The 23,189-nt window shown below is 42.3% G+C and carries 26 protein-coding genes; 17 read left to right on the top strand and 9 right to left on the bottom strand.

The genetic code is table 11. The annotated features are described in order from the left end of the window. The first annotated feature begins 74 nt into the window (after window positions 1-74). Entirely contained in the window at window positions 75-638 is a 564-nt protein-coding gene (locus tag L1286_RS05790; RefSeq protein WP_235405962.1) for a PepSY-associated TM helix domain-containing protein, read from the top strand. A 37-nt stretch (window positions 639-675) separates the two neighbouring features. On the opposite strand, the gene L1286_RS05785 is transcribed toward L1286_RS05790, so the two are convergent. The 3 genes from L1286_RS05785 to L1286_RS05775 form a co-directional block, all read right to left on the bottom strand. After that, window positions 676-1,308: a DUF6058 family natural product biosynthesis protein gene (locus L1286_RS05785; protein ID WP_235405961.1), complete on the bottom strand. Its 633-nt coding sequence runs from the start codon at window positions 1,306-1,308 to the stop codon at window positions 676-678. 67 nt (window positions 1,309-1,375) lie between these two features. Then, the gene (locus L1286_RS05780) at window positions 1,376-1,675 is read right to left on the bottom strand and encodes an antibiotic biosynthesis monooxygenase family protein (RefSeq protein WP_235405960.1); all 300 of its coding nucleotides are present in this window, start codon (window positions 1,673-1,675) and stop codon (window positions 1,376-1,378) included. Beyond that, on the bottom strand, window positions 1,672-2,010 hold the full coding sequence (locus tag L1286_RS05775) for an NIPSNAP family protein (RefSeq protein WP_235405959.1): 339 nt from the start codon (window positions 2,008-2,010) through the stop codon (window positions 1,672-1,674). The genes L1286_RS05780 and L1286_RS05775 overlap by 4 nt, the downstream gene beginning before the upstream one ends. Window positions 2,011-2,095: 85 nt before the next feature. Between L1286_RS05775 and L1286_RS05770 the strand changes: the two genes are divergently transcribed. Continuing rightward, window positions 2,096-2,773, top strand: a complete 678-nt coding sequence (locus tag L1286_RS05770; RefSeq protein WP_235405958.1) for an ArsR/SmtB family transcription factor — start codon at window positions 2,096-2,098, stop codon at window positions 2,771-2,773. A 63-nt stretch (window positions 2,774-2,836) separates the two neighbouring features. Then, window positions 2,837-3,457, top strand: coding sequence for a hypothetical protein (locus L1286_RS05765; RefSeq protein WP_235405957.1), 621 nt, complete (start codon window positions 2,837-2,839; stop codon window positions 3,455-3,457). Window positions 3,458-3,461: 4 nt separating this feature from the next. On the opposite strand, the gene L1286_RS05760 is transcribed toward L1286_RS05765, so the two are convergent. Then, window positions 3,462-3,968: a helix-turn-helix domain-containing protein gene (locus L1286_RS05760; protein WP_235405956.1), complete on the bottom strand. Its 507-nt coding sequence runs from the start codon at window positions 3,966-3,968 to the stop codon at window positions 3,462-3,464. A gap of 772 nt (window positions 3,969-4,740) precedes the next feature. On the opposite strand from L1286_RS05760, the gene L1286_RS05755 reads away from it, so the two are divergent. Beyond that, window positions 4,741-5,385, top strand: coding sequence for a hypothetical protein (locus L1286_RS05755; protein WP_235405955.1), 645 nt, complete (start codon window positions 4,741-4,743; stop codon window positions 5,383-5,385). A 665-nt stretch (window positions 5,386-6,050) separates the two neighbouring features. Here L1286_RS05755 and L1286_RS05750 read toward each other — a convergent pair. Together L1286_RS05750 and L1286_RS05745 are read right to left on the bottom strand one after the other, a co-directional pair. Beyond that, complete coding sequence (locus tag L1286_RS05750; RefSeq protein ID WP_235405954.1) at window positions 6,051-7,166, bottom strand: pyridoxal-phosphate-dependent aminotransferase family protein; 1,116 nt, start codon at window positions 7,164-7,166, stop codon at window positions 6,051-6,053. Between the two features lie 174 nt (window positions 7,167-7,340). Beyond that, window positions 7,341-8,192, bottom strand: a complete 852-nt coding sequence (locus L1286_RS05745; protein ID WP_235405953.1) for a LysR family transcriptional regulator — start codon at window positions 8,190-8,192, stop codon at window positions 7,341-7,343. A 134-nt stretch (window positions 8,193-8,326) separates the two neighbouring features. Here L1286_RS05745 and L1286_RS05740 point away from each other — a divergent pair, with 134 nt between their 5' ends. The 7 genes from L1286_RS05740 (at window position 8,327) to L1286_RS05710 (ending at window position 12,228) form a co-directional block, all read left to right on the top strand. Continuing rightward, a complete protein-coding gene (locus tag L1286_RS05740; RefSeq protein WP_235405952.1) occupies window positions 8,327-8,986 on the top strand; it encodes an FMN-dependent NADH-azoreductase in 660 nt (219 codons plus the stop codon). 105 nt (window positions 8,987-9,091) lie between these two features. Then, the gene (locus L1286_RS05735; protein WP_235405951.1) at window positions 9,092-9,571 is read left to right on the top strand and encodes an ASCH domain-containing protein; all 480 of its coding nucleotides are present in this window, start codon (window positions 9,092-9,094) and stop codon (window positions 9,569-9,571) included. 172 nt (window positions 9,572-9,743) lie between these two features. Further along, the gene (locus L1286_RS05730; RefSeq protein ID WP_235405950.1) at window positions 9,744-10,103 is read left to right on the top strand and encodes a response regulator; all 360 of its coding nucleotides are present in this window, start codon (window positions 9,744-9,746) and stop codon (window positions 10,101-10,103) included. Window positions 10,104-10,213: 110 nt separating this feature from the next. Continuing rightward, window positions 10,214-10,603: a RidA family protein gene (locus L1286_RS05725; protein ID WP_235405949.1), complete on the top strand. Its 390-nt coding sequence runs from the start codon at window positions 10,214-10,216 to the stop codon at window positions 10,601-10,603. Window positions 10,604-10,689: 86 nt separating this feature from the next. Next, window positions 10,690-11,046 carry a RidA family protein gene (locus L1286_RS05720; RefSeq protein ID WP_235405948.1) on the top strand — a complete coding sequence of 119 codons (357 nt, stop codon included), beginning with the start codon at window positions 10,690-10,692 and terminating at the stop codon, window positions 11,044-11,046. 20 nt (window positions 11,047-11,066) lie between these two features. Next, window positions 11,067-11,507, top strand: a complete 441-nt coding sequence (locus L1286_RS05715) for a GNAT family N-acetyltransferase (protein WP_235405947.1) — start codon at window positions 11,067-11,069, stop codon at window positions 11,505-11,507. Window positions 11,508-11,706: 199 nt separating this feature from the next. Beyond that, window positions 11,707-12,228 (top strand): adenylate kinase, encoded by a 522-nt coding sequence (locus L1286_RS05710; RefSeq protein ID WP_235405946.1) that lies wholly within the window; start codon window positions 11,707-11,709, stop codon window positions 12,226-12,228. Window positions 12,229-12,276: 48 nt separating this feature from the next. Here L1286_RS05710 and L1286_RS05705 read toward each other — a convergent pair whose 3' ends face one another. Both L1286_RS05705 and L1286_RS05700 read right to left on the bottom strand, forming a co-directional pair. Further along, entirely contained in the window at window positions 12,277-12,759 is a 483-nt protein-coding gene (locus L1286_RS05705; protein ID WP_235405945.1) for an acyl-CoA thioesterase, read from the bottom strand. Between the two features lie 95 nt (window positions 12,760-12,854). Next, complete coding sequence (locus L1286_RS05700) at window positions 12,855-14,504, bottom strand: electron transfer flavoprotein-ubiquinone oxidoreductase (protein ID WP_235405944.1); 1,650 nt, start codon at window positions 14,502-14,504, stop codon at window positions 12,855-12,857. Window positions 14,505-14,679: 175 nt separating this feature from the next. Between L1286_RS05700 and L1286_RS05695 the strand changes: the two genes are divergently transcribed. The 5 genes from L1286_RS05695 (at window position 14,680) to L1286_RS05680 (ending at window position 21,554) form a co-directional block, all read left to right on the top strand. Then, the gene (locus L1286_RS05695) at window positions 14,680-15,432 is read left to right on the top strand and encodes an electron transfer flavoprotein subunit beta/FixA family protein (protein ID WP_235405943.1); all 753 of its coding nucleotides are present in this window, start codon (window positions 14,680-14,682) and stop codon (window positions 15,430-15,432) included. After that, window positions 15,429-16,355, top strand: coding sequence for an electron transfer flavoprotein subunit alpha/FixB family protein (locus tag L1286_RS05690; protein WP_235405942.1), 927 nt, complete (start codon window positions 15,429-15,431; stop codon window positions 16,353-16,355). Before L1286_RS05695 ends, L1286_RS05690 begins: the two co-directional genes overlap by 4 nt. A 416-nt stretch (window positions 16,356-16,771) precedes the next feature. Continuing rightward, entirely contained in the window at window positions 16,772-17,134 is a 363-nt protein-coding gene (locus L1286_RS24290; protein WP_442961679.1) for a GFA family protein, read from the top strand. A gap of 300 nt (window positions 17,135-17,434) precedes the next feature. Then, complete coding sequence (locus L1286_RS05685; protein WP_235405941.1) at window positions 17,435-20,224, top strand: TonB-dependent receptor; 2,790 nt, start codon at window positions 17,435-17,437, stop codon at window positions 20,222-20,224. A gap of 49 nt (window positions 20,225-20,273) precedes the next feature. Beyond that, complete coding sequence (locus L1286_RS05680; RefSeq protein WP_442961687.1) at window positions 20,274-21,554, top strand: metallophosphoesterase; 1,281 nt, start codon at window positions 20,274-20,276, stop codon at window positions 21,552-21,554. Between the two features lie 46 nt (window positions 21,555-21,600). On the opposite strand, the gene L1286_RS05675 is transcribed toward L1286_RS05680, so the two are convergent. Continuing rightward, complete coding sequence (locus tag L1286_RS05675; protein ID WP_235405939.1) at window positions 21,601-21,939, bottom strand: DUF3703 domain-containing protein; 339 nt, start codon at window positions 21,937-21,939, stop codon at window positions 21,601-21,603. 270 nt (window positions 21,940-22,209) lie between these two features. Between L1286_RS05675 and L1286_RS05670 the strand changes: the two genes are divergently transcribed. Further along, on the top strand, window positions 22,210-23,163 hold the full coding sequence (locus L1286_RS05670) for a tyrosine-type recombinase/integrase (protein WP_235405938.1): 954 nt from the start codon (window positions 22,210-22,212) through the stop codon (window positions 23,161-23,163). Window positions 23,164-23,189 lie beyond the last annotated feature (26 nt).

The raw sequence follows: 23,189 nt of genomic DNA, 5'->3' as shown, positions 1-23,189 counted from the left end.
AAAACGGAAGTAGGTGGACCTGATTCAATACGTGATACATTTGCTTTGATTGTGGGTTGCGACATAGCGCGATTATGTGGCGACCGGTAGCAAAATCAGTTGTAGGTAACATGAGCTTTAAAAGAACGAATAGAAACATTCATAAATGGGCAAGTATCGTTATCGTCTTACCGTTATTGGTAATCTTGATAACCGGCATTCTTTTGCTGGTAAAAAAGGAGTTCGATTTTATCCAGCCTCCCACAGCTAAAGGACTAACCGCTCAGCCTACCATTACTTTCGACCGCATTTTAGAAGCGGCACAATCTGTCGAAGCGGCTCAAATATCGGACTGGGACGATATTAATCGATTAGACGTGAGGCCAGCAAAAGGGATTACTAAAATCCGTAGTCACAACAGCATCGAAATTCAAATCGATAGTCATACAGGCGAAGTACTTCAGGTTGCAAAACGTAATTATGAGTTTATTGAAAGCCTGCATGACGGTACCTTTTTTGAGAAAAATGCAAACCTCTGGTTAATGTTACCGGTCTCTTTTATTCTACTTTTTATGGTCATAACAGGCTTAGCGATGTTTTTTCAGCCCTACAGGACCAAGAAAAAGAATCAGCGAAGACTAAGACGTAATCAGAAATAGAGTGGAATTGGGCGGTTACTTGGTGCCTTGTGACTTTTTATGGTGTGCAAAGTCGCGCTTTCATGGCTTCATGTAAGCGATAATTTTGCGACTTGTGTCTTTCATGTGGGGCAAACTTTGGACTACTCGACGCAAGTATATTCATCGCCGTTATTAGGCGTTTTTCTTCTTGGTCGCTCAGCCTGTGCTTGGAGAGTAGGGGGGATATCAATGCTACAGCGATTTCTTTTTTGGCAATATCTTCGGGCAATCCCGTGCGTGTGCAAAGCCCATAGGTACCTGCTAAGAAGTGGGGCCACTGCGTCGTTATAAACTGGTTTAGCGCTGATACATTGTCTTCGTACCCTACTGATATATTGATATTTGCTAGCGCAAGAATGGTTTCCTGCATGCGTGCGCTAAAGTGGTGATACGCATCACCTTGCGCTGTGTTGAGTTTTACCGCATCTAGCCACTGAGTGTATGCTTTTGGGTAAAACCGAATAGGTTCACGTTGCTTGTGTTCCCCAAAAAATGAGCTGCAAGTGATGTCGGCATCCAAAATATAACTGGGTTTGGGCATGACGCCAGATGCTTGTAATTTTCTAAGCCTATGAAGGGGGATATGACACGTTTTGATAAGCTGTGCTTCAGAAAGAAAGTGTACATATAGATAATCAAGTAGTTCCATTGTTCTGACCTGTTTGGCTGCAATTCAAAGCGCATTTAATTGCATTGCAGCCATAGTGAATGTCTAATTACAGCGTGTAATCTCTAAATACGTTTGCGACGCGGATCCGATAATATGTAAACAGCTCCGTTTTCCCGATATGTTGCGCTTTTTGGTGCGTAATTTCATTTCGCCAGCGCATCACGGATTCCTTGTCTTGCCAAAATGACAGTGATAGGTATTGCTCAGGATGATTGACGTTTTGATAGCGCTCTATTGAGATAAACCCGCTTTGTTTGACCAATATTTCTTTGAGCTCAGCAGCAATATCAAAATATCGAGGTGCCGTATTCGGTTTTAGGGTGACTTCAAATATAACGGCTATCACTTTAAAAGCTCCATATCGCACGTGAGGGTTTCAGGCACGCCTTTTAAAAAATAGCGTTTTTCATGCAATATAAATTGTGCTTGCTGTGCATAGCGGAAATTTTCTATGGCATCGTTATCGCTTTTTAGCCTTGCTCTATAACTTTCGTAATCGGCTAGGCTAGCAAAAGTAATTAGCCCGAAAGCACGTTTGTTATCTCCTTCATGCGGTATGAAATAACCCATCAGCCTACCACCACATTGCGGAATGATCTTTCCCCAATTTTTTGCATATAGTTCAAATTCTGCGTGCTTAAATGGATTAATTTCGTATTCAATAAAACATGTAATGGACATAGGGATTGCCTCCTTTATTATTTTGAGGCAGTCTACCAAGCCAAAAAAAGCATGCTTCGATGGTCATCGAACTAATGGTAAATATATGGAACCGAATATCTCAATCGTGGCAGGGCTCATTGCAGATCCAACCCGCGCAAAAATATTGACTGCTTTGATGGGCGGCAAAGCGCTGACTGCCACCGAGCTTGCGATCGAAGCTGACGTGACGCCTCAAACGGCGAGTAGTCACCTCTCTAAACTTGTTGCGGGTGCCTTATTACAAGTGAGAAAGCAGGGGAGGCACAAGTACTTTCAGCTGAAAGGGCTCGCTATTGCTGAACTATTGGAACAACTTTTGGTGATCACCACAACGGCACAAACGACCGTGAAGACAGGCCCAAATGACACGCGGCTACAATATGCCAGAGTATGTTATGACCATTTGGCAGGAGCGCTGGGAGTAAAGCTGTATGATGCGTTAGTCGCACGAGGTATTTTAATTGATGCGGGTGAGCAAACGCAGCTTACGGAAAAAGGTCGTATTTACTTTATTGAATTAGGAGTCGATATCGAGCACTTACAAACGAAAAGGCGGCCTGTTTGTAAGTCTTGTTTGGATTGGAGTGAGCGTCGCAATCACCTAGCTGGTAGCCTTGGGCAGTGGGTATTAGAGTATATTTTTGATAAAGGCTGGGCCGAAAGAGATTTAGATGCACGTTCCGTGCGCTTTTCAGAATCGGGTCTAAAGGCATTTAAGCGTATGTTTTTACGAGAGGTTTGAAGTATTTATGGTTTTCGGTGTTACACTTACATCGTGCATAATTAACGACTTACTAAAAGCGATATGAATTACTCCTCAATTGATAAACAATCCGATTTAGACAGGTTAGATGCGACGATTTGTTGGGAGGACTCTGTATTAGTAGAGTCATACGTTAGTCAACAATGGCCGAGTTATTTCCCTAACGCGATTGCGTCGAGTGGCGGAGCAGGGTTTCATTACCACTGCTTGTATGAAGTATGTTGCGCAGAAAAGTCTCATCTGGAAATCGTATTTATCAATGTCGAAGATCTTAATCATCGAAACTTAGTTGATATGACTTTGTCTGGCCGTGTTTTATACAACTCTGGGGTAGCGCTGTTCGATGCCGCGCAGCAGTGCTTTTTGACATGCGCAAAGGTGATATATCGTTTCGTAGATATTGAGGATCATGCGCAGTTTGGTTACTTTTTAGAATCAGGCGGTGTAGGTACAAATGCGCATATATCAGATGAGGCGTTAGACCTCTATGTCACTGACGCCAAAACGCATATGCTGTTAAACACGACAGGCCGAGAGGTAGAGGTGTTGATGAATGATGAGAACGGAAACTCTCAACATATCACACTTAATGAAGTACAAATGGAATCATTATCTCGGTTTCTCATTCAAGCTCGACTTCGAAATATTACGCAAGAACAATAAGCATTTAGGTCTCACTTACTTGCTGCGTTATACGCCATTGACTTGGAGTGGTCCCCAGCTGCTTTTTAAATTCATTGTAAAACGAACTTTTGTTGTTGAACCCACTTTCTAAAGCGATTTGGGTGATGCTTGTCTTATTTGTTGCGTGTTTCAGCAGCTGACAAGCATGTTGAATGCGGTGCTCATTGAGTAAGTTATAAAAACTCGTCTGCATGTGTTCATTGAGTAGTTCAGATGTCTGGTGTTGGGTTAAGTCCAGCCTCGTTGCCAGTTGTCCAAGTGTGAGTTGATTATCCAAAAATAGGTGTTCTTTTTGTAGCAAGTGATGCAGCTTTGCTATGCAATCTTGTGCCACAGAATCACTGAGCTGTATGGTGCGTTGTTTGAAATTGACATCCTTCGAATGAGAATTTTGCGGATCTGACTTTTTAATGACAGTGTTTTGTATATGAAGCTGAGGGGGCTTTGTTACCTGTTTAAGGCGGTAAGCGGCATAAAAAGAAAATGTCATTAGATAAGCGCAAATGCTGACATTAAGGAGTGACCACAAAGGATACGTCCAACTCGATTGGCTTAAATAAGAGATTGCCACAATACCATTCAAAGCAATTAAGTAAGTAACTGTAAATATTAATAGAGTACTGCACCGTAGGGAGTTTGTTGTGGATCTGGCCGTTGACTGCCACATGCAAGTTACATAGCTAAACATCAGCCCAAAATAGAGGATGTACAGCAATACGGTTTGAGTATGAACCCCGATGATCTTTATGGTTATAAAGAACCCAAACGGGATGCAATGAAGCGCCACCCGCTTCATGCTAGGGGGCGTCTTGCTGCAATAAAACAAGTAAGAAAATGCACAGAAAAGCAAGATGCAGCTGTTTGCGATTTGCGATATGAGCGGTGCGCTAATGTAAAATTTTAACTGTATATAGCTAATTAGTGGCATTAGCATAATGGCGAGATTTGCCAAGCTGAGGTAGTGCGCACTTTCCTCAAAGCTTCGTTCATATTTAAACATCAGGCCAGCGCAAAAGAGTGTCAGGACACAGCAAACTAAATAAAACTCCCTTTGTAATTCAATCCACATAAATAAAGTTTCTCTTAGCTCGTTTTATTCGAAATGACTAATCATGGTGTCAATTTAGCTAAATGGACACTTGCTAATTAGTTGATTGGTATAGATATTAATTCAAAAAAATCCATGTTTATCAAGATGGAATATTTTTTCCCAATCAATGAGGAGACTGGAAGCACGATAACAACAAGGACTAGGAGTCATTATGAAATCTATTCAAGCTGCAATTTTATTAACCAGTGTGAGTTTTGCGAGTGCAACTAGCGCCGCGCAACCGCTGACCGACAGCGAAATAAATACACTTAAACAAAATGTCATTACGTACATGAGCGCTTGGAATGTTTTGGACGAGAGTGACAGAGTTAATATGCTAGAAAAAGCAACGAACCCTGGATTTGTGTACCAAGATCCAAGCTCTGCGGGTTATGTGATCAACAATGCTCAACTGGTAAGCAATTGGATAGGCGGTTTTCAAGGGCAAATGCGCGAGTTTGGGCTCTGGCCTTATGATGCTACTTTGGTGTCGAATATTGAAGTACACGGTAGCATTGATTCAGCGAATATCCGGTTTAACTGGCATATCACCGCACTGGGTGGCGCGGTATCGGTTGCTGAAGGCGTCGATTATGGCACAGCCTCAGGGTTAAAACTCAACAGCATTACGGGCTTTTTTGGTGCGCTAACACCAAGGTGCCAATCGGCACGTTGGCAAGTTGGTGAAACCTATGTACGCGATAGCGTGGTAACTTTTAAAGAAGCTATCTATCAGGCTAAATGGTGGACACAAGCATCCCCAGCAGAAGATACCGACGTTTGGGTTAAGCTGCACGATTGCACGCTCTCAAACTAATCTGAATTCTAGTTAGCACCAAGGGCGGCGACATTAGCTGCCTTTTTTCAGATTGGTTTGAATGTGTGATTTTGAGCGCCACGATATTACGACAGCAATGAGAAGACAAAGACGTATTTTATGGCTAATAAGCGCTATATTGTTGATCGTTCACGCCACTGGTTTACCGCATATTAATTGTATTTATTTTGATGAGCATGGAAGCGAAAATTCATACCATTTTTAGTCAAATTAAAGATCAAATTGCTCATCGTCAAGGTGCGATTCAATTACATGCCTCTATGGCAATGGATGTGTTCGTGTTAATTATTTTGCGGTGGCTCTGGGAAAAGTACTTTATTATTAAGCTTAAAAGGCAGCCTGTTTAAGGTGAGCACCATAAAAAGTGTGTACAGGCGATTCATGCTTGCTTTTACTTGATTCTTACTAGCTTAATTGTAATGGGGGGATGGCTGTAAATGCAGATGTGACGAACGACGCACTGGCCGTGCGGCTATCGAGTATGGTCGTCAGGGGTGGGCGTTTCTATATGGAAATGCTAGATGCTCACTGCCATAGATAATCATGCTATGGTGGTTGATATTGTTGCATTTTGCTGGGCAATATACGCCTACCCTCAGGTAGAACTAGGTGTGGTAGCATATCACACCTAGATAATGCGCTTGTTAACGTAGCGCATCTTTCAATGCTGCAAGTAGCAGAGCAATGTTTTGTGCATGTGCAGTCGTGCCCATCAACCCAATTCGCCATGTTTTACCAGCGAGTTGGCCAAGCCCGGCACCAATCTCAAGGTTATATTTGTTTAACAGTGTTGCACGTACTTGGGCATCATCAACGCCATCAGGAATAATGACAGAGTTTAATTGTGGTAGACGAAAGTTTTCATCAACCAAAAAGTCAATGCCAAGTTCTGTTAAACCAGTGTGCAGCGATTTATGTAATTGAGCATGCCTTTGCCAAGTCTGCTCCAGTCCCTCTTGTTTTAGCACAAGCAATGATTCATGCAGCGCATAAAGTGAATTGATAGGGGCGGTATGGTGATAACTCCGTTTGCCGCCGCCAGACCAATAGTCCATGACGAGGGATTGATCCAAAAACCAGCTAGGCACTTTGGTTTTTCGGTTTTTTAGTACTTCAACGGCTTTGTCACTAAAGCTCACGGGAGAAATGCCTGGCACGCAAGATAAACACTTTTGGGAGCCTGAGTAGATGGCATCTATACCCCAGTCATCGACTCTCAACTCATTTCCGCCCAATGATGTCACGGCATCGACAATCGTTAAAACACCATATTGCTGAGCCAGTTGACAAAGTGATTTGGCGTCGCTGCGTGCACCTGTGGAGGTTTCCGCATGGACAAAAGCGAGGGCTTTTGCATCTGGGTGAGCAGCAAGCGCGTCGGAAACTTTCTCTACGGATACGGGGTCGCCCCATTTATCTTCAACAACAATAGGCTGCGCCCCGACGCGCTCCACATTTTCTTTTAATCGATTGCCAAATACGCCATTAATACACACTATGACCTTGTCATTTGGCTCAATTAAATTAACCACGCATGCTTCCATGCCCGCTGACCCCGGTGCTGAAAGTGCAATTGTAAATTCGTTCTTAGTGCAAAAAGCATATTGTAAAAGCTGTTTTATTTCATCCATGAGGCCTATGAATTGCGGATCTAAATGCCCAACCGTTGGTCTTGCAAGGGCACCTAAAACTCGAGGAGACACATTTGATGGGCCAGGTCCCATCAGGACGCGGGGCGTCGGGTTAAATGATTCGAACATAAAATTCCCGTTTTAAATTAGTCGTTCTAAACGAATATGCGCATTCAAAGTCGCATTACGTGAGAGCACCATTGTGGGCATTATGTCGCGCATTTTCCAGTATTGAAATCAAAAAACTGACAGGTAAGAAAACCTTACCCTACGGGCGCACTGTGCGCCATCCACGTTCGGGGTTTAGTTCAACTGCGCGCTAAGCCAATGAATAAATTGTACTTGTTTTTGAGTTTTTGACGCTAAAGGGCTCACCAGGTAGTAACCAAGTTGTGATGGCTGTGCACTATAATTACATTGACTTAATATTTTGCTCGATACTGCGTGTTTAATGAGAGTCGACGAGCAAAACACTAGCCCAGAGCCCGCAATGGCCTCGTCTATACAGTAGGACTCTTGATCAAAGTACACGACATCAAATGCAGTCTCTGTCAGCTCATTCTTTTGTAACCACTGCTGCCAAGGCGGAGAGGGTAAAAGCGGGTTCTTCCATTTTGGCACGTATACTTTGATCCTGTCTTTATTCGGGCTTTTTCTTAAGATTTCCTTTGAGCCATAAAGGTTGAACAACTCAAGCGTGAGCTTCGCGATTTGGGCTACTTTCTGGACTTCTCCGAAGCGAATAGAGATGGCTTGAGGATCATGAACTAATTGCTCACCGGTGGCGATTTCTACCTCTAAATCGGGACAACTAGTCGCTAAAATACGTAGTCGAGGGATTAAAAACTGTGCAGCAAATGAGGAGGTGGTTTGCACTTTGACTTTTTGCGCTTGAGTATCAAGTGCATTTATCGCGTTTTCTATCGTACTGAAACCCGACAGAGTCGCCTTGGCTAAAAACGTCCCTGTATCAGTGAGGGAAACTTCCCGTGTTTTGCGTGTAAATAATGCGATATTTAGCCGTGATTCAAGATTACTGATGTGGTGAGAAACGGCTGTCGCACTGATGTTCAACTCCTGTGCCGCAAGTTTAAAACTGCCGTGACGCGCTGCCACATCAAATACTTTCAGCGCTTGCATCGAAATTTTTCCCATTTCAACCTCTTTGCTCGTTGGAATTTGTAGTATACATGAGTAAAACTTATTTATAAGGTCCATCTATTCATTTGTCTGTGCAGTGAGGGGAGCGCACAATTGGTCTCGTAATTTAACGTGATGAGATATTAAAGATGACCCAATTACTTCATATAGATGCCAGTATTCGTAAACGCGAAAATGACAACCCAAACCATGACTCAATCTCCAAGAAATTAGCGCATAGTTTTGTTGAATCACTTAAAGAAAATACACCTATAACGCGCTACATTTATAGGGATGTGGGGGCAAACCCGCCGCCATTTACGGATCAAGAGTGGCTTGGCGCGGTATTTACGCCTGCGGAAAAGCGCACGGATGCTCAAAAGCAAAAGCTCTTAATGTCAGACACCTTGATAAGAGAGCTAAAAGACGCTGACATTGTGGTGATTTCTTCCCCCATGTACAATTACGGCATGCCAGCACAGTTGAAAGCTTGGTTTGACCAAGTTGTAAGGATCAATGAGACTTTTAGCTTTGACCTTGCGCGTGGCGACTTTCCTTTGGAGCCAATTTTATCGGGTAAATCCCTAGTACTTTTAACATCCTGTGGTGAATTTGGTTTTGAATCAGGTGGAATAAGAGCACGTATGAACCATTTAGCCCCCCATATACGCACATTATCTAAATACCTTGGCTGTGAAACCGTTTATGAGATTGCTTCCGAGTATCAGGAATTCTCGGATTTGAGACATCAAAACTCTTTGGCGTCTGCCTTTACCGAAACAAGAGCACTTGCCAAGTCTCTGGCGTAACCTGTAATGTAAACGGCAAAAAGCCAACATTGCCGTTTACATTAAAAATAACGTGCAATTTATCGTCTCTCACGATGAGGGCCGTCGAATAAGGGAATTACTATTGTGTCGAATAGAGACTGTCATTTATCAGTACACAGAATATGTGAAGCGTATTTTCATCACATCAATCAACCCCAACAGCAATTGGATAGTTGGCACTTTTGTGACAATGAAAAAGATGCCAACGACTGTTTGTCTTTAGTCATTGCGGGAATAAAAAAGGCCACTTCTCCGTCACTGTGGTGGTATCAAGCCAACAAGTTTGAATTGCCCAAAGTGGGTGATTTGAATGTGGTTACTGACTGGGATGGCGTTGCACATTGTATTATAAAAACGGTACGTGTTTGCGTCATACCATTTGATGAAATCAGTGCTGATTACGCTATTTTGGAAGGGGAAGGAGATAAAAGCTTGGCTTACTGGCGCAAAGTGCATTGGGATTATTATCACCGAGAATTGGCGGATACCGGTTTTACGCCGCAAAAAAGTATGCCAATCATTTGTGAAGAGTTTGAAGTGGTTTATCGGTTAAAGCATTTGTGAAACAGGGGTTGCCTTAAAAAACGGCCAGGTCAAATGACGCTTTTAGAGGCTTACAGCTGAGTTAGGGTTCATTAAAGTAGGTAAATTCGGTTCGTGAACTTTGCATTTGTAGCTAGCAATGACTAGCATAAATCATTGTTGGGCAAACAACTTGTGGCGTTTAGGGAAGGGTATGCGAATCTTAATAGTTGATGATACTTATTTTATGCGGGAATTAATTAGTGAGAGCTTACAGGATCGTGGTTTCAGTGAATTAACCCAAGCCAGTAACGGTGAAGAGGCGTTAAGTGCCTTATCTGATGCCCATTTTGATTTGATTGTAACCGATTGGAATATGCCAAAAATTAACGGTGTTGAGTTAATAAAACAAGTGAAACTCGAACCTGCCTATCAAAACATTAAAATTATTATGCTGACGGGGGATACCTCGCCTGACAAAATTCAGCAGATGAACCAGCTTGGAGTTAATGCTTACATATCAAAACCCTTCACACCTGAGTCCTTGTCTGATTTGGTGGTTAAACTCGTCTAGCCGCATGGTCATAACTTAATTTTTTCCAATTGTCCTAAACACTTGAAAAAGAGCACAAAGGCAGAGACTATAAGCACACTTTTATCTATTAACCAGAAACGGAAATTATCATGACAAAAGTTTTGCATACAGAATCAGCACCCGCGGCAATTGGTCCCTACGTACAAGGTGTTGACCTAGGAAATATGGTTTTGACTTCAGGTCAAATCCCAGTAAACCCAAAGACTGGTGACGTGCCAGAAGCGATCGCAGATCAAGCTAGACAGTCTCTTGAAAATGTAAAAGCTGTGGTTGAATCATCAGGCCTCACTGTGAGTGATATTGTGAAACTAACTGTGTTTGTTAAAGACTTAAATGACTTTGGTACGGTGAATGAAGTATATGGTCAGTTCTTTGATGAACACAACGTAGCAAATTACCCTGCACGTTCTTGTGTCGAAGTAGCACGCTTGCCAAAAGACGTTAACATCGAAATTGAGGCGATTGCAATTCGCAAGTAGTACCATTCAAAAAATAAAGGAGCGTATGCTCCTTTATTTTTAGGCATGCTATTTCACAAGTAAAATCTCAATGATCAGGGAGTTATATGATGATTGAAAGAAAACGTGGTATTCACGCTGGCCGCAACAAATCATCAGCATATAAAGATTTAGTTTGGACCGTTGCCACATCTTCAAATACACACGTCGGCATTGAAGAACAAACACACCATACCTTAAACACCATACAAGAAAATCTGGCCGAGCTAGGTTCAGACAAGAGCCAAATTGTTTCAGCGCAAGTGTACATTGCAAATATGGCAGATAAGCCAGTGATGGATGAAGTCTGGAAAGCATGGTTGGGGCCAAACCCTGAACATTGGCCGCAACGAGCCTGTCTAGGTGTTGACCTTGAAGGGAATGTACTGATTGAAGTCACTGTCACTGCAATAAGAACACTGTAATGTAATAAGGAATCGCCACGTTGATAGAAATAAAGCCAGCCCAATTTGAACATATTGATGCTTTTGTCACGATGGAGCAAGCAGATAATACATCTACTTATATCATCCCATACTCAAAAGAGATGCACTTTGCTGAGATGCATAAAGAGGACATTGTTTATTTGTCAGTGTTTGACCAAGGTGTATTAGCGGGTTTTATGATTCTAGCTTGCGAGTCAAATCACAGTGTAGAGTTTAGGCGTATTGTGATTGCGTCAAAGGGGAATGGTGTTGGTCAAAAGGCTATTTACCTAATGGAAGCTTACTGCGTAAAACAGTTATGTTGTCAGCGGATTTGGTTGGACGTATTTGAGTCCAATCTTAGAGGCATTCATATATATAAGAAACTTGGCTATCAACCTTTTGATGACTCATCTCACATGGGTAAAAAACTGATATTAATGGAAAAGGAACTCTATTAGCTGATGTAAGTAAAAGGCATTGACATCAAACTGATATATCTAGATGATTGTTTTATGAACATGAGCATACACAACAAATCAAGCCGAATTATCATCATTCCTTAGGAGTGGTGGGGCTTTTGTATGTTCGAATGATAACCCGCCTACAAGGCGGTTTTTTCATTTCTGCCTTTTAGGTACTTCGAATCAAGGAGACAGAATGAAGAAAATAGCTGTATTTGGTAAACCAGGCAGTGGTAAATCAACTTTTAGTGCCCAATTAGCCAGTCTTGCAGGGATACCTTTGTATCAAATTGATACTATGGTTTTTAATGCCGATGGGTCGCAGGTGATGCGAAGCAAGTTTGATGAAGCGCACAACACAATACTTAAGTCAGAAAGTTGGATCTTAGACGGGTTAGGACCGATAGGGCACTTTCAGCAAAGAATAGCGTGTGCGGATACACTCATTTATATCGATTTACCCTATGCTTTGAGTTATTGGCTCGTTACAAAGCGTTTGCTACAAGGAGTTTATCAGAAACCGCAAGGGTGGCCGGATGGCTGTTCTTTAGTTAAAGGTACAGTGCAATCATATAAATTTTTAGGACAGTCCCGTCAATTTTGGAGTGAATCGTTTTATCAGTCACTAAAGGCCAGCGCTAAAGAAAAGACGCTGTATAGAGTACAAACCTTAAATACGCTCAATGGCTTACTGGAAGTATTGGTGCCTCAACGGTAGTGATTGCGTACGCGGCGAATATCGCGAAGGTATTCGCCTTTTGGTCAGTTACTCATCTTGATCTAGTGTAGCTTGCAATAAAGATTCAGTCTGAATGGCGATGTCTTTCATCTTAATTGCATATTGCTCTAGCGCCTTTTGCTCAGCATTTTCCGCTACAAACTTGGGAACTGGAATTGGGTAACCTGCTTGATCCATCGCAATAAAACTAATAATGCAATGGTTTGTTTCTACCATATGCTGGTTTTGAGGGTCACCACAGCGTACTTGAATAAATATTTGCATGCTGGTTTTACCCGTGTGCGCAATTTTTGCAGACACCTCAACAATTTGGCCCACTAGAATAGGGCGGTGAAAACGAACCCCTGCGACTGAAACAGTGACACAATAAGCACCACTCCAACCGGCAGCGCAGGCGTAACCAGCCTGATCTATCCACTTCATAACCACGCCACCGTGTACTTTTCCGCCAAAATTAACATCGGTTGGTTCTGCTAGGAATCTAAAAATGACTTCTGATTGCTCGGCCATACGCGCCTCAATAATTGTCGAGTATGGGATAAGTATAGAAAAAAAGGGGCATTTCGCCCCTTGCAATTTAGGAAATAGTAATAATTGGTTGGTTATTACATGTTGGGGTAATTTGGACCGCCAGCGCCTTCAGGCGTGACCCAAGTGATATTTTGGCTAGGATCTTTAATATCACATGTCTTACAGTGGATACAGTTTTGTGCATTAATGACGAAGTGCTTCTCACCTTCCTCGTTTTCATTTACTTCATAGACGCCTGCAGGGCAGTATCGTTGCGCAGGCTCTGCATACTTCTCAAGGTTTACATTAATCGGTATTGACGCATCTTTGAGCTTCAGATGACATGGTTGCACTTCTTCATGGTTGGTATTGGATAAAAACACTGAAGATAACTTGTCGAAACTTAACTTGCCGTCTGGTTTTGGATAATTTATTTCAGTTGAATCTTTTGCCAGCCTTAGTGACTCGTAATCTTTGCTGATGTCTTTTATGGTAAATGGCAATGAACCAGAGAAAAAGTTTTGATCAATCATATTGTATGCGCCGCCTAAATAGCGACCTAACTTATGCATTGCCGGGCCAAAATTACGTGATTGATACAGCTCGTCATGTAGCCAGCTTGCTTTGAATTTATCGTCAAAGCTTTGTAGGTCGATTTGTGGCTCGTCACTTGCGAGTGCTTCAATGATGGTATCAGCACCGATAATTCCGGACTTCATCGCGGTGTGGTTGCCTTTGATTTTTGCAAAGTTTAGGGTGCCCGCATCACACCCAATTAAAAGACCGCCTGGGAAGTGCATTTTTGGCAAAGCATGCAGGCCGCCTTTAGCAATGGCTCTAGCGCCGTAGGCGATGCGCTCTCCCCCTTCAAGTGTCGCTTTGAAAACGGGGTGATGCTTCATTCTCTGGAATTCATCGAAAGGACTTAAGTACGGATTTTTATAGTTTAGGTCGATGATTAGGCCGATCACGACTTGGTTATTTTCAGCATGGTACATAAATGAACCACCGTGGGTTTCGCTATCTAATGGCCAACCTGTGCCGTGAACAACGGTTCCTTCTTTGTGCTTTTCAGGGTCTATTTGCCAAATTTCCTTGAAGCCAATTCCATAGTGCTGAGGAGATGCCGCTTTGTCCAAGTCGAATGTTTTAATGAGTTCTTTACCCAAATGGCCTCTACAACCTTCAGCAAAAACGGTATATTTTGCTCTGAGCTCCATACCGGGCATGTAGGTATCTTTTGGTTGTCCTTCTCGGTCTAAACCCATGTCGCCCGTTACTATGCCCTTCACTTCGTTTTCTTCAATGATAAGTGACTGTGCACTGAAACCAGGGAAAATCTCTACCCCTAGCTGTTCGGCTTGTTCTGCTAGCCAACGGCACACGTTCCCCATAGAAACAATGTAGTTACCGTCATTTTTAAAGGTTTTTGGTACAACCATATGAGGCAAATTCGTTGCGTTTTTCTCATCTTTGAATAGGTAAATATCATCATGGGTGACTTTAGTTGTGACCGGCGCGCCTTTTTCTGCCCAATCAGGGATTAATTCGTCTAACGCTTTGGTTTCAAATACAGCGCCCGATAAAATATGCGCGCCAACTTCTGAGCCCTTCTCCACCACACAGATCATCAATTCTTGTTCTTTTTGCTGTGCTTGTTGGGCGAGTCGAATAGCGCAAGATAGACCGGCAGGTCCAGCACCTACTATAACGACATCAAATTCCATGGTTTCACGTTCGACCATTTTTACCTCGTATACATTGACGGTAGATTAACTTAAACTCGAGTTAAGTTTTTTTTACGTTAAGCTAAGGTTATTTTAGGTTGACGTTTACGTCAACAGGAAGTAGGCTGGTTTCATTAAATTGTTTTATTGACGTACGCGTCAGCTACACAAATAACCAGATGATGGAGTAACCATGAAAGTACTTGTACCAATCAAACGCGTGATTGACTACAACGTCAAAGCGAGAGTCAAGGCCGATAACAGCGATGTTGATCTTACAAATGTAAAAATGGCTATGAACCCGTTTTGCGAAATTGCAGTAGAAGAAGCGATTAGACTAAAAGAAGCTGGCAGCGCAACAGAAGTAATTGCGGTGTCGATTGGTGATAAAGCATGTCAAGAACAGCTTCGTACTGCGCTCGCACTTGGTGCTGATAAAGCAATCCACATTGAGACTGACGCTAAATTAGAGTCACTTCATGTTGCAAAACTACTTGCGAAATTGGTTGAACAAGAAAACCCTGAATTGGTTATCTTAGGTAAGCAGTCTATAGATGCCGACAACAATCAAACTGGCCAAATGCTGGGTGCATTGACCAAGCGCGGCCAAGGAACATTTGCTTCAAAGCTCGTTATCGAAGGCGAGACAGCCGTGGTAACACGTGAAGTAGATGGCGGTCTACAGACTGTTTCATTACCTCTTCCTGCGATAGTAACAACCGACTTACGTCTGAACGAACCGCGTTATGCAACGCTACCTAACATTATGAAAGCAAAGCGTAAGCCTCTTGATGTAATCGCCGCGGATACCCTCGGTGTTGATTTGGCGCCTCGTATTGAGCTGGTTAAAGTTGAAGAGCCTGCGAAGCGTGAAGCAGGTGTTATGGTAGAGAGTGTTGAAGAGCTTGTAACTAAACTAAAGACTGAAGCGAAGGTGATCTCATGAGCGTATTAGTAATTGCAGAACATGAAAACGGAGTATTAAAGCCTGAGACTGCTAAAGTTGTGAGCGCTGCGGTTAAAGTAGGATCGCAAGTTGACGTTTTAGTTGCTGGTCACAACGTCGCTGGCGCTGCCGATGCGGTCGCGAGTATTGCTGGCGTAAATGTTGTAAAGCTGGTTGACAACGCAAGTTTTGAACATCAGTTAGCAGAAAGTAGTGCTGATTTAATTGTAGAAATTGCTGATGGTTATAGCCATATTTTTGCAAGTGCTTCGACAACAGGTAAAAATATTCTACCGCGTGTTGCGGCGCTATTAGATAAGTCACAAATCTCAGAGATCGTTGATGTTATCGATGCAGATACATTTAAACGCCCAATCTATGCTGGTAACGCAATTGCGACAGTTAAATCTCTCGAATCTCAAAAAATAGTCACTGTACGCGCAAGTGCATTCGACGCAGCGGGTGAGCAGGCGCCAGTTGCTGTTGAATCTCTATCCAATGACAATGCAAACACTTTAAGCAGCTTTGTAGGCGTAGAACAGACTGAATCAGAGCGTCCAGAACTCACAGCAGCACCGGTGATAATTTCAGGTGGTCGCGGTATGCAAAATGGTGAAAATTTTGCGCTGTTAAATGGTGTGGCTGACAAACTCGGTGCTGCAATTGGTGCATCACGTGCAGCAGTTGATGCAGGCTTTGTACCCAACGATATGCAAGTCGGTCAAACAGGTAAAATTGTAGCGCCTGATCTATACATTGCGGTTGGTATCAGTGGTGCCATTCAACACTTAGCTGGTATGAAAGACTCAAAAGTAATCGTGGCTATCAACAAAGACCCTGAAGCGCCTATTTTCCAAGTGGCGGATTATGGGTTAGTGGCAGACTTATTCGACGTATTACCTGAGCTTGAGCAAGCCCTGTAACCTATTCTGGTTGTTAAAGCCGTGTGCAATGTGCCGCGGCTTTTTTTAGAGCACTTGTCCGCCCTAAATCGATTTGACACTTTGCAAACTTAATTTTGCAATCTAAACATTGCTATACTTTCGTTTCCCTTTGACTGTTGCGCTTTATTTTATTGCCTTCTAAACAGTAAACTAGCTAGCCGGTTAGTGGGTTTTTATGCACTCACATTAAAGCCCTATTGATATACTTCTAATTTTCGGATCATCGTTTCATAGTGCTGAATCACTTAAGGCGTTGCTATGTCTTGTCGTTTTTGTGAAACGGGTCTCATTCTTTCCTCCCAGTAGATTTAGTTGACTCCATGTAGCATTACATTGTTTATTATTAGAAGCTTACATTTTACAATGGTCTGATTTAATTTTTGGAAGTACTTGGAATGATCAAAGGAAGTTGCTTATGTGCGGCAATTGAGTTCACGCTTTTGAGTCAACCGAAGGCGATAACGGCCTGTCACTGCCGTATGTGTCAAAAGCAGCACGGAGCGGCATTTGCAGTTTATGGGAGTGTGCTAATAACACAGTTGTCTATAAATAAAGGTGCCCAGCTTTTGGTTTCGTATAACTCCTCAGGTACGGTACAAAGACAGTTTTGTCAAAAATGTGGCTCAAGTTTGTTTTGGTCTGGGAGTGAGCACTACTCAGATTGGGTGTCTGTAGCGCTAACTGCACTAGACGAGCCGTACGAAGTTAAAAAAGTTAAACATATTCACCGAGAGTCCCGAGTGTGTTGGCTAGAATAGTAAATTACGTTTGAATAGAATCACACTCGACTTCCACATGTTTTGATTTGCAGGGGCAATTTAGCTCATAACTTTGTTTGCATTTGTGGCTTTGTTGCTACGACGTCAATGATGCCCGCACAGAAACGCTGATACGTTTTGGTTGAGGGGGTTAAATTGGCTCATTTAAGTCTGCAAAATCTAAAAAACTAGCTATTTCAATATGTTCAAATATTTAGTGAAATAAATACTTCATATTTTGCCGATAAGGTTCTGGCGATTTTTAGGGTAATCAGCCATTACAATCTGTGCGAGATAAATATGAAACATACACGTTCGTTACCACTTTCCAAGTCTTATAAAGCGGTCGCATTGGTGCTAGGCATCGCTGCTACTGGCGCTCAAGCTAATACTTTGCAGGGGCAAATTGGAGATCAGCAAAACAAAGCATTATTTGAAGGGGCACAAGTCTCACTGGTTGAGCTTAATAAGCGAACCAGTTCAAATCGAGATGGCAGCTTTGTGATTACTAATATCCCAGCTGGTAGTTACACATTGAAAGTCAGTTATATTGGCGCTCAGTCTAGTGAGCAAGTGATCGTTATTAGGGATAACGAAACCAAGTCGATCAAAGTTCAACTTGTGCCATTACAAAGTGAACTAGACAACATTATTGTTGTGGGTCAACGTGCAGGGCAAGCAGGCGCATTTAATAGACAAAAAAATGCCGACGGGATCATGTCCATTGTCAGTGCCGATAGTATTGGGCAATTGCCGGATCAAAATGCAGCTGAGGCATTACAGCGCTTACCTGGTATGTATATTCAGCGGGACCAAGGGGAGGGGCGCTTTGTAGGTATCCGCGGAATTGACCCAGGCTTAAACAATGTATCAATTAACGGTGCAAATGTGCCTTCTCCTGAAGCTGGGATACGCAGCGTTGCAATGGACGTCATTCCTAGTGAGTTAATCCAAAGTTTGGAAGTAAGTAAAACTGTCACACCTGATATGGATGCCAGTGCTATTGGGGGCAGTATCAACGTAAAAAGTTTAAGTGCTTTTGACCGACAGGGACGAAGTTACAGTTTTACCGCACAGGGGTCTCATAACGAACAGGTGGATAAGACCAGTCCTAAATTGTCGGCTAGCCTCAGTGATATCTTTGAATTATCAAGTCATACACAATTTGGAGTCGCCACAGCCGTTTCTTGGTTTGAGCGTGAATTTAGCTCGCACAACATGGAAACTGATGGCGGTTGGATGTCTCTCGAACAAGAAAGTGCAGAAACCTCTGAGGATGTGACGTTTTTTGGTGCCGAAGAAATAGAACAACGTCACTATCAGGTCACTCGGGAGCGACTTGGGGCGGCTTTAAACTTAGACTTACACCAAGGTGGGCTGAACAAGTACTATCTTCGATCACTGTATAGTGAGTTTTCGGATGACGAGTTTCGACTTAGAAATGAATACAAATACGATAAAGGCAAGTACTTGAGTACTGAGTCTACTGAAACTTCTGCATATTTTACCGAAGCTGAAATGGACCGAGATACAAAAGATAGGTATGAGGAACAAAGCATTTTGTCCGTTGTGGCTGGTGGTGAGCATATCCTACGAAGCTGGTTTATTGAATACAATGTCGGCTACTCCAAGTCGGATGAAATTGAGCCAAATCGCCTTGATGTTGACTTTACGGGTGAAGAGCTGGCGTTGGGTTATGCTGCGCTCGGCAGTGCTCCAACATTAGCTCATTCTGAATCAGCGCATGATCTTACTCATTTTGCGATGAATGAAATTGTTTGGGAAAACAATGTCAGTGAAGATGAAGCGACCAGTTTCAAATTAGATGTTAGCAAAGACTTTGTGATCAGCGGTCATAATGCGCAATTTAAAATGGGTCTAAAGTACAATGACCGTGATAAGGTAAATCAAGTTAAAACAGTCATTTATGACGGCGGTTTTGACGATGTGACTGCACAGCAATTTGCCATTAGTGCACCTAATTATGATCTTGGACTATTTGGACCGGGCCTATCACGTGCTGGGATCAGAAAATACTTCAATACAAACAAGGCAAGTTTGAGTATTAATGAGCTTGAAAGTGATATTGAAAGTAAAGGCAAAAGTTATAGCGCCCAAGAAACCGTCACGGCACTGTATGGTATGGTCAGTGTTGATATGGGTAAGTTAAATATTATTACTGGCTTACGTTTTGAGGATACTGACTATGAAACGTCAGGTAGCCGTGTAGAGCTGATTAAAAATGAAATACAAGACAGCGAAACTGTTGCAATTACACCTTGGCAAGTCAGCAAAGGCTATGATCATTTACTACCTAACTTAACGTTACGCTATGCGTATTCGGATTCATTGATTACTCGCTTTGCTTACACACAGACAATTGCTAGACCCAGTTTTGGAGATGCTGCGGCATTTCAGTTGTTAGAAAGTGAAACAACAGTGGACGATGGTGAAGTAACAGTCGAACGCAAAGGAGAGGTCGGCAACCCTGAACTCAACCCCTATGAGGCAACAAACTTAGACTTTTCTGTTGAATATTACCCTGGAAAAATTGGTATTATCAGTGCCGGACTGTTCCATAAAAACATTGATAACTATATTGCTAAACAGCAGGTTCAAGACAATGGCAGTTGGGATGGCTTTGAAGAGGTAATCCAGTCTGTGAATGGAGGGGAAGCAGAATTAACCGGTATTGAGCTTGCCTACACGAAGAACTTTGACAACGGATTCATGTTCTCGACAAATGGCACATTCATTGATGCAGATGAGGCACTTCCAAATCAATCTGACACTGTGGCCAACCTCATGATTGGTTATGAAGATGACAACATCAGCGCGCGTTTAAGTACAAGCTACAAGAGCAAGTCGTATATCATGACTGAAAATGATGCGCGGGTATACCAAGATACTCACAATCAAGTAGATTTGAGCGTTAAGTACTACTTTAACGAACAAACCCAATTTTACTTCAATGCTGTGAACCTGACCGATGAACCTTTCTATGTTTACCATGGGGCAAAACAATATAACTATCAGTATGAAAGCTATGGCCGCTCATTCGAGTTTGGTATCACTTTAAGTTCTTTCTAATTCGAGACATCAGCAATATTACGGAGCTGCCAAGGTAACTTGGCAGCAAATAACTATGAAACTAAAAACCGCTCACCTACTTGTTTCTGCATTGTTTGTAGGCAGCGTTTGTCCCGTTAATGCAAGCGAAATCATCTCATTTTTGGCTTTTGGTGACGGTGGATACCACCCTGATTACCCCAAAAAGAAACATATTGAAAACCCGAAAAATAAAACGCAATTTATTGCTGCAGAAAAAGCCGATTGGTTGCAAGAAAATAGACCAATTGCGGAGTTTAATCACGCTCCGATATTTGTCTACCCAAATACGGAAATAGCGACAGAGGATACAGGCGCTGCGGCTGTGGGCCAAGCGATGGCAAAGCTTTGTAAAACTAAGCCTTGTCAATTTGGCATTCAGTTGGGTGACAACATTTATCCAGATGGTGCCGATGCCAATGACGGAAAAGATGATCAAAAGCGTATGGACGATTTGATCCTTGGACCGCTGAAGCCCTTATTTGATGCCAATAAAAATCTCATTGTTTATTCTGCCTTGGGTAACCACGATTGGAAAACGTCGCGAAAAGGGGTGAAGTTACAAACCGAATGGATGGCCAAGCAGCCAAACTTTCATATGGATGCGAGAGGATATTATAGTTACACAGTTGGGAAGACAGGTAATGATGTCGAGTTCTTCGTGCTTGACACCAATATGTTATTGTCAGGTCAGCACTACTATGAAATTCCATTAAAAGAAGACGGCAGCGAGCAAGGCTTAGCATCCGCTTTAGCGAGCAGACAAGCGGAAGTTGAAGACATTGAAGTACACGAGTCACCAGTGAATGGGGAAGACCACAAACAGCTTGCCTGGTTAGCTAATGGACTTAAAAACTCAAAGGCGAAATGGAAAATCGTATATGGGCACCATATTTTATGGTCCATCGGTGGCACTAAATATGATGAAGGGCACGTATTAAGGCGACTCATTTTACCTGAATTATGTCAGTATGCAGATGCTTACATAGCGGGACATGAGCATGATCTTGAACTACTTACTGACGATTGTTCGCGAGTGATGCCCAACAATAATAAGCCTAAACTGCCATTGATCATCAGTGGTGCCGCATCAAAAATGCGCGGTACACATTCCCCATTTGCTGAGCAACAGGAAAAGCGCTATGCCGAATATGACTTAATATGGGCAAAGAGTTTTATTTGGGGATTTGCGCATATTGAGCTAGATAATCAGAGTGATAGCTTAAATGTCAGTTTTTATACGACACCCAGAGATAAGTCTGGTGACTTAATGCCTGAGGCCCGTTTTTCATTCAAACATCGTAGTGAGTAATCATCGAGAGCACGACCTATTGCGTCGTGCTCTCGGTATGCAATATTCAGTCTTTAAGAAGCGTTTTTAAATCATCAGGAATTGGCATCTTTTTTAAGGCGCTGACATTGCTTCCACCTGTATTTCCGACAGGCACCCATAGCCTTGAAAATAATATCGAGGCGACAATACGTGTACATTGACCAGCGATTTCTTTCTTATCAGCAGTTGTAAGCCCAACCTTTAGCATCCACCAATGGCTCAGTGTATGAGGTATTACGTATTTTTGCGCGAGAATATGTGCGCGTTCGAGGTGCTTAAAACAAAGAGTGAACTGTTTCGTTGCATAGTATTTTTTAGCAATATTCATCTCGTCGTTAAATGCACCTTTGAGTTTTTGATTCATCAATTTGCCCTCTATCATTTATGCATTGAGTGTCATGTTACAAATTGACGAAATGAAAAAATTGAACAAACTGGCTATGTTGTACATTGAAGCGCACTTTAAACCTTAAAAATTGCGAAAATATAAATAGCACTCTTAAGGCAAAAAAGAAGGTGCAAGTTAAAAAACAACCAAATGAATCAAGCGTAGGACGTGTTTTGAAGGTTATTGTTGTTATTAATGCATTTTTCAGGGGACAATATGTAAGCTTATAAATCTTATGGAGATTTCATGCTTATCCAAGAAGCTAGTCGACAATTTTTACTGCATTGCCAATATGTCCGTAAACTGTCACCTCACACACTCAGAGCTTACAAGAGGGACTTAGACACTTTTGTTGAGCTTATAGAAGAAAACAGTGTGCTTGACCTAAATAAACATCACTTTAAACGTTATCTATTTGAGTTGCACCAAATTGGCCTGAGTATACGCAGTATAAAGCGAAGAATCGCCTGCTTAAAGTCAATGTTTAGATGGCTGGAGCAGGAGGAGGTGATAGCCTCCAACCCAATGCAAAAGGTAGATACGTCACTTAAAGTCCCCAACGTGTTACCGAGAAATATACCTAAAAAAAACTTACGTAAAATGCTAAATACAGCAAGAAGTGAATTAGGGTTAGCAAAAGAAGCTAATTACGACCTTTCCAGTGTCAGTGCGTTGGTTAATTCTTCAAAAGACTTAAATAAGCTTACATGTATTCTGTCACTTGAATTGCTTTTTGCGACGGGGGTTCGCGTGAGTGAATTGGTCAACATTGAACTCAACCATATTTTAATAAAAGAGCGAAAGGTAAAAGTGCTGGGCAAAGGTCAACGAGAGCGTTTTGTGTTTTTACCTAGCGTTGAGGTAGTCACGCTACTAAATACTTATGTCACATTGAGAGGCAGGTTAAGCGTCGAACATAACTATTTGTTTGTAAATAGTCGAGGCAAGCAGGCATCTCCTCATTTTATTCGCAAGCAAATTCGCCAAACAGCTGAAAAAGCAAAAATTGAGAAAGTGACCCCTCATATGTACAGGCACTCATCTGCATGTCAATTGTTGGAATCAGGAGTCGATATTCGTTATGTACAAAAATTACTCGGGCATCAAAGTATTTTAACAACTCAATTGTACACCCACGTCCATGACAAAGAGCTACAAAAGAAGATAACTAAAGCAAATATACGGAGTTTTATTGCATAAAAAGTAACGATAACTAGGAATTATCA

The organism is Pseudoalteromonas sp. SMS1 (assembly GCF_021530565.1).
Taxonomy (GTDB): Bacteria; Pseudomonadota; Gammaproteobacteria; order Enterobacterales; family Alteromonadaceae; genus Pseudoalteromonas.
This window is presented reverse-complemented; position numbering and strand designations above follow the sequence as displayed.

Excerpts from the sequence above, each read along its gene's own strand:
- L1286_RS05790 (WP_235405962.1), top strand. The coding sequence starts at position 75 with ATGTGGCGACCGGTAGCAAAATCAGTTGTAGGTAACATGAGCTTTAAA.
- L1286_RS05785 (WP_235405961.1), bottom strand. The coding sequence starts at position 1,308 with ATGGAACTACTTGATTATCTATATGTACACTTTCTTTCTGAAGCACAG.
- L1286_RS05775 (WP_235405959.1), bottom strand. The coding sequence starts at position 2,010 with ATGTCCATTACATGTTTTATTGAATACGAAATTAATCCATTTAAGCAC.
- L1286_RS05770 (WP_235405958.1), top strand. The coding sequence starts at position 2,096 with ATGGAACCGAATATCTCAATCGTGGCAGGGCTCATTGCAGATCCAACC.
- L1286_RS05765 (WP_235405957.1), top strand. The coding sequence starts at position 2,837 with ATGAATTACTCCTCAATTGATAAACAATCCGATTTAGACAGGTTAGAT.
- L1286_RS05760 (WP_235405956.1), bottom strand. The coding sequence starts at position 3,968 with ATGACATTTTCTTTTTATGCCGCTTACCGCCTTAAACAGGTAACAAAG.
- L1286_RS05755 (WP_235405955.1), top strand. The coding sequence starts at position 4,741 with ATGAAATCTATTCAAGCTGCAATTTTATTAACCAGTGTGAGTTTTGCG.
- L1286_RS05750 (WP_235405954.1), bottom strand. The coding sequence starts at position 7,166 with ATGTTCGAATCATTTAACCCGACGCCCCGCGTCCTGATGGGACCTGGC.
- L1286_RS05745 (WP_235405953.1), bottom strand. The coding sequence starts at position 8,192 with ATGGGAAAAATTTCGATGCAAGCGCTGAAAGTATTTGATGTGGCAGCG.
- L1286_RS05740 (WP_235405952.1), top strand. The coding sequence starts at position 8,327 with ATGACCCAATTACTTCATATAGATGCCAGTATTCGTAAACGCGAAAAT.
- L1286_RS05730 (WP_235405950.1), top strand. The coding sequence starts at position 9,744 with ATGCGAATCTTAATAGTTGATGATACTTATTTTATGCGGGAATTAATT.
- L1286_RS05725 (WP_235405949.1), top strand. The coding sequence starts at position 10,214 with ATGACAAAAGTTTTGCATACAGAATCAGCACCCGCGGCAATTGGTCCC.
- L1286_RS05720 (WP_235405948.1), top strand. The coding sequence starts at position 10,690 with ATGATGATTGAAAGAAAACGTGGTATTCACGCTGGCCGCAACAAATCA.
- L1286_RS05710 (WP_235405946.1), top strand. The coding sequence starts at position 11,707 with ATGAAGAAAATAGCTGTATTTGGTAAACCAGGCAGTGGTAAATCAACT.
- L1286_RS05705 (WP_235405945.1), bottom strand. The coding sequence starts at position 12,759 with ATGGCCGAGCAATCAGAAGTCATTTTTAGATTCCTAGCAGAACCAACC.
- L1286_RS05700 (WP_235405944.1), bottom strand. The coding sequence starts at position 14,504 with ATGGTCGAACGTGAAACCATGGAATTTGATGTCGTTATAGTAGGTGCT.
- L1286_RS05695 (WP_235405943.1), top strand. The coding sequence starts at position 14,680 with ATGAAAGTACTTGTACCAATCAAACGCGTGATTGACTACAACGTCAAA.
- L1286_RS05690 (WP_235405942.1), top strand. The coding sequence starts at position 15,429 with ATGAGCGTATTAGTAATTGCAGAACATGAAAACGGAGTATTAAAGCCT.
- L1286_RS24290 (WP_442961679.1), top strand. The coding sequence starts at position 16,772 with ATGATCAAAGGAAGTTGCTTATGTGCGGCAATTGAGTTCACGCTTTTG.
- L1286_RS05685 (WP_235405941.1), top strand. The coding sequence starts at position 17,435 with ATGAAACATACACGTTCGTTACCACTTTCCAAGTCTTATAAAGCGGTC.
- L1286_RS05675 (WP_235405939.1), bottom strand. The coding sequence starts at position 21,939 with ATGAATCAAAAACTCAAAGGTGCATTTAACGACGAGATGAATATTGCT.
- L1286_RS05670 (WP_235405938.1), top strand. The coding sequence starts at position 22,210 with ATGCTTATCCAAGAAGCTAGTCGACAATTTTTACTGCATTGCCAATAT.